This is a genomic window from Bacteroidota bacterium (assembly GCA_030706565.1).
Classification (GTDB): Bacteria; Bacteroidota; Bacteroidia; order Bacteroidales; family JAUZOH01; genus JAUZOH01.
Genome location: JAUZOH010000422.1, coordinates 1 through 3,098, shown reverse-complemented (window position 1 = coordinate 3,098; position 3,098 = coordinate 1). Strand labels below are relative to the sequence as shown.

Sequence of the window (3,098 nt, the reverse complement as noted above, 5' to 3'; positions counted from 1 at the left end):
CCCGTGATGTTTCGGGTGGACAAAAAGTAATGCGCAGCAAAACGTTGACGGCCGACAAAGCCGCATGGACTACTCCTGTAAATTTATTCAATGAAAATGATCCGGACAGGCCTGAAGCAATTTTCTCCAGTCCTAATCACGCTTCTGCAGTTGTTAAACTGAAAGATGGAACGAGCTGGTTGTTACATCCTGTCTGGGCAAGGGCAAATAATAATGAATGGTTTGGACAGGGAAGACAGGGATTGTTAAATCAAGTACATTACGATGTAAATAATGATGTGTTGGCTGATTATCCTATAAATACAACTAAAGTTGCACCCGATTTGCCTTCAGGCGGGATACCCTGGATGGTTCCCAAATCTGATTCCTTTAAGGATAATAAACTAAATCCTGAATGGTCATTTTTAGGTTATACTCCGGCCGAGTCATTCTCACTTACCGAACGTCCGGGTTGGCTTAGGTTGAGCCCAAAAAATGAGACAAAACCCAATACTATAATTAAAACAGACCCTGAACATAATTATTCTTTGATTACCCGGCTGGATTTCGATGCAAAAGAAATATCCGATGAAGCCGGCATCAGACTTATTAATGGTGCGGAGAACCTTTATGTAAAGTTATATAGTTCTGTTAATAAGCAGGGTGGTAAAGTGATTTGTTTCAGTTTTGATAAAACATATTACGAATCAATCAATAATGTGGGAAATACCTTATGGCTTAAACTAATAAGGCAAAATCATATTATGTCCGGTTTTTATAGTACCGACGGAACCAATTGGAAACAGGTCGGAGAACCTGTTGATATTGCAAAACTTGATAGTTATAATATAAACTATAATGGTTGGTGCGGCAACAGACAAGGATTGTTCGTACAAGGCAAGCCTGCTTTTTTTGACCTTTATATTTACCGTGATGCTTATTCGCCAATTCTGGCTGAATGCCCTGCAAATCAATATGGGACAGAAACAACAAAATTGTCAGACGGGAATTCTGCTTTGGATGGCCTTCATAATGGAGATTGGGTTTTATACGCCGGAGTCGAATTTGGAAGCGAAGATTATCCTAAAGCTTCGAAATATATTGAGTTAACCGCTTCATGTATTACAAAGGGCGGAACCGTTGAAGTTTGGCTCGATTCAACAGATGGAGGGAAAAAGATAGCAACTTGCAAAATAAAAAATACGGGTAGTATCTCTACTTTTAAAAAATTCATTACTCCAACCGTTAAAACTGTTGGACGGCATGATGTATACCTGAAATTTTCAGGTAAGGGCAGTGACAAACTATTTTTATTAAAGGAATTTACATTTAAATAAGACAACTACTTTCAATTAACCTTGATTCCAAAGGCTGGCCTGGTTTTGTAAAAAATCAGGCCGGCCTTTGTCTTTTTATGATCCTAAGCATTAGTCGGTTTTGCAGAGATAATCTCTTGTGAAATGCGGACCCTGCATCAAATGTAAAATCAAAAAGAAGCAAGAATTAAACTTTTAAAATGAAGGGCATAAAGAGAATTGTTTGCATCCTTCTTTAAATCATTTATTTTTGCCTGATCCTGTACGCTTTTTTTAAACAAGTCGACTTTTAAATCAATGGTTTGGAAATATGCGAGTTAAACATAAGGAAAGTCGAGACTCGTCAATTAAAAATGTATAAACAAAATTCGGAATTATATAAAATAGAATTGAGCCTGAGAAAAATGTTATATGGGAAAGTCGATTTTATAGAAGAATTAGAAAAAAAATTAAAAGCATAATAAACTGATATTTACATGTATTGCAAATTTTCAAAGCATAAATAAATCCTTAAACAAGTTAAAAACTATTTATTCACACCTAAACTTTTACAATCAATGAAGAAAAAAACTATTTATTTCTTGTCGATCTTTATTCTTATCATCTCTTCTTCGCTAAAATCGGATAAGATTGGTCTGATAAGAGAAGATTTTGCCGTGGCAGAAAAACAATATGCGAAAATGCTGGAAGTCTCCACCAATCTGCAGCAATATCCAAGAAGTATCAATGCAAAGGGGAATACCACTTATACTTCTATAAGCGATTGGACAGGCGGTTTTTGGCCTGGCTGCTTGTGGTATGTTTATGAATATACCAAATCCGAAAAATGGAAAGATGCAGCTATCAAATGGACTGAATCTTTGGAGAAAAACCAATATAATACTTCTAACCATGATATTGGTTTTATGATGAATTGCAGTTACGGAAATGCTTACCGTCTGACAGGCAATAAGTTGTATAAATCAATTTTGGTACAAAGTGCAAAATCATTAATTAGCAGGTTTAATCCCAAGGTTGGGGCTATCAAATCCTGGAATTCATTTAAATCCTGGGATGGCAAATCTGTCTATCAGTTTCCGGTCATTATCGACAATATGATGAACCTGGAGTTGCTGTTTTATGTATCCAAACTTACGGGGGATAATAGATACCGTGATATAGCGGTTAAACATGCTGAAACCACATTGAAAAATCATTTCCGTCCTGATTATTCTTCTTATCATGTGGTGGCTTATGATCCGGAAACCGGCAAGGTTTTAAGCAGGGAAACCTGTCAGGGCTTTTCGGATAATTCGGCATGGGCCAGGGGACAAGCTTGGGGATTATATGGTTTTACCGTGGTTTACAGGGAAACAAAAAATAAAAAATTCTTAAATGCTGCCCTTAAAATTGCGGATTTTTATCTGAATAATAAAAATCTTCCGGCTGATAAAGTTCCTTTCTGGGATTATAATGTAAATCAAAATGGCTATACACCAAAGTGGAAATATAATCCGGAAAATTATAAAATTGTACCCAGAGACGCTTCTGCAGCTGCAATTACAAGTTCGGCTCTGTTTGAACTTTGTACTTATACCACAGGAAAAGAAAGAGAGAAACTTTTTAATAGGGCAGAGCTTATTATTCAATCTTTAAGTTCTGAAGTTTACAGGGCACAACCCGGCACAAACGGTTTCTTTGTCCTAAGGCATAATGTGGGTGGTTTCCCTCAGCGTAGTGAAATTGATGTACCCCTGATATATTCGGATTATTATTTCCTTGAAGCCCTGCTTCGTTATAAAAGGTTGTTGAAATAAGACATTT

Annotated in this window: 2 protein-coding genes; both read left to right on the top strand. The window is 36.6% G+C overall.

Annotated features, from left to right (window positions below; translation table 11 throughout):
• A partial coding sequence (locus Q8907_15045; GenBank protein MDP4275588.1) for a carbohydrate-binding protein occupies positions 1-1,316 on the top strand: 1,316 nt, incomplete at its 5' end.
• 536 nt (positions 1,317-1,852) lie between these two features.
• A complete protein-coding gene (locus Q8907_15040; GenBank protein MDP4275587.1) occupies positions 1,853-3,091 on the top strand; it encodes a glycoside hydrolase family 88 protein in 1,239 nt (412 codons plus the stop codon).
• Positions 3,092-3,098: the final 7 nt, after the last annotated feature.